General features: G+C 60.3%; 2 protein-coding genes. Both read left to right on the top strand.

The genetic code is table 11. The features are described 5' to 3' along the window. The coding region (locus JNL55_RS29315) for a FecR family protein (protein ID WP_293863002.1) at positions 1 to 436 on the top strand (436 nt) is incomplete at its 5' end. A gap of 131 nt (positions 437 to 567) precedes the next feature. After that, positions 568 to 2479, top strand: a 1912-nt coding sequence (locus JNL55_RS29310) for a TonB-dependent receptor domain-containing protein (protein WP_293863000.1), incomplete at its 3' end; no start/stop codon positions are given.

Raw genomic sequence — 2479 nt, 5'->3', positions numbered from 1 at the left:
CATCGGCACGACGTTCGCCGTTCGAAATATCGATCGTCGCACGGATGTCACTGTCACCGAAGGCGTGGTCGAGCTCGTCGACAACAGTTCGTCCGAGCAGCGCGTATTGCGTCGGGTCGTGGCGAACGAGCACGCGACCGTCATCGAAACCCGAGCCGTGGCCGTCCAAGAGGTGCGCGAAGAACAAACCGCGCGACAGTTGGCGTGGCGTGAGGGCTTGGTGAAGTTCTCCGGTGAACCGCTGAGCGAGGCCGTCGAGCAGATCAATCGGCACAACCAGCGGCGCATCATCATCGATGATCCCGCTTTAGCGACGCTCGCTGTCGTAGGTTCGTTTCGGGCGAATGATCCAAGTAACTTCGCTCAGACTGTCGCCATCGCGCTCGGCGCGCACAGTGTCGATGCGCCAGATGCGATCCATCTACGGCAACGATGATCGCCAGCAATGATTTTTCTGCACCGAGCCGGGGGAAACCGCGACGCTGAGTCTCCTCTTCGCCAAGGCGCGCATTTGCTAGCGCCAAGGGGAGAGCGTTCATGCATCGTCATATCGGGGAAAGGTGCTCAGTGATCGGCATACTGTCTGCGACCGTGCTGACTGCGACCTATGCGCTGCCGGCATTCGCGCTGGAAACGCACGAGTTCAACATTCCAGCACAGGTGGCGGCCGAGGCCATCGATGATTTTTCCAATCAGGCGCATGTGCAGATCCTGGTGGCTGGCGACAAGATCAAAGGCAAACAGCTGCGGGCGTTGTTGGGAGCCTATTCCACCCAGGACGGTTTGACGCTGCTGCTCGAGGATACGGGGTTGCGTCCACAGTACGTGGGCGATCGCTCGATTGCGCTGGTGTCGACTCAGGACCTGGCGCCGGCGGCTGGAAAAAAGAGCGAGCCGAGTAGCGATGCCACGCTCGAAGAGATCGTAGTCACTGCCCAGAAGCGTGAACAACGACTTCAGGACGTGCCGATCAGTGTGGTTGCATTGGGTGGCGCTGAGTTGGAGAAGCGAGGCATCCGCGATCTGAAAGAACTCTCGTATGCAGTTCCCGGCATGTACGTGCAGGACGGCGGAGTAGCGAACCGGCGCATCAGTATCCGCGGCATCGGCAACATCTTTGGCGGTGCGCCCACGGTGGGGGTGTATCTCGATGAAGTGCCTATCAGCACCAGTGTCACTGGGCAGATCGATGTTCAGGCGCACGACATGGAACGTATCGAGGTGCTGCGTGGCCCGCAGGGCACGCTTTATGGTCAGGGTTCGATGGGCGGCACCATTCGCTATGTCACAGCGGATCCTGATCTGTCACGCGTGGTGGGATCGACGGATGCGGACTATGCCATCACGAAAGGTGGAGATCCGCTGTCACGGATTCGCGGCGTGATCAGCTTGCCGCTGGTGACAGATAAGCTGGCTGTTCGCGTAGCGGCGCTCTACGAAGATGCCGGTGGTTGGGTCGATCAGCCGGCGATCGGTAAGCGGAACATCGATGGTCACCAGCTATTCAGCGCGCGCGCCAAGCTGCTGTGGATGCCGACCGAGGCGCTCGAGGTCCGTGCTATGGCGATGTTCCGACGCAACGATACGGGTTCGGGCGTCGGGGTCGATGGTGACGGCAACTTCGAGCAGGCGCTGGGGATCGCGTCGACGCCTGCGATGAGGGATCCCTACGACATCTACAACCTCACCGTGTCTTACGATTTCGGCAGTGTGCGGCTGCTGAGTACCACCAGCTACATGCAGCTCGAGTCGTTGCTACAACATCAGGGCGGAGAGTGTTGCAGCATCGACGATATGTTCCAGTTCGAGCAGAGTTACCGTGGCAAGAGCTTTCATTTCACCGAAGAGGCGCGTCTGAGTTCTGTCGGCACGCAGCGGTTGGAGTGGACGGTCGGCGCCATGTATGAGAGCCGTAAAGGGCACGGCTACGCCGGCTATCCGACGACCATCGGTTTCGAGAGCACCGGCCCGCTCGAGTCGTTCGACAGCGAATATTGGGGTGACAACGGCTCCGCGCGGGCGGTGTTTGGAGATGCGAGTTATGCATTGACCAACCGTCTGAAGCTCGGCGCAGGCTTGCGTCGCTACGAAGACCGTCAGCCCGAGGGGCGCTTCAGCGCCACCAGTCCCAAGGTCTATCTCAGCTATGCCCTGAACGATCAAGTCAGTTTCTATTCGTCCGCCGCGAAGGGCTTCCGCAGCGGTGGCTTCAACGGTGGCACGGTGCCGCCCTATGAACCTGAAAATCTCCGGTCCTATGAGATCGGCGCCAAGCTCAACTCCTCCGATCACCGCATCCGAGCCGAGCTCGCCGTGGTTCGCAGCGACTACGATGACTATCAGATCGTCGGTGTCGATCCCGCCAACATCGTGTGGGGAACCATCACTACCAATGCGGGCGACGTGCGCATCAACGGCATCGATGGAATGGTGGCGTTCAAGCCCGTGAATGGCCTGCAGATCGGCCTGTCGGCCAGCT

The organism is Steroidobacter sp., assembly GCF_016790065.1.
In the GTDB taxonomy this organism is placed as follows: Bacteria; Pseudomonadota; Gammaproteobacteria; order Steroidobacterales; family Steroidobacteraceae; genus Steroidobacter.
The sequence above is the reverse complement of the archived record's forward strand: the minus strand, read 5'-3'. Positions and strand labels throughout refer to the sequence as shown.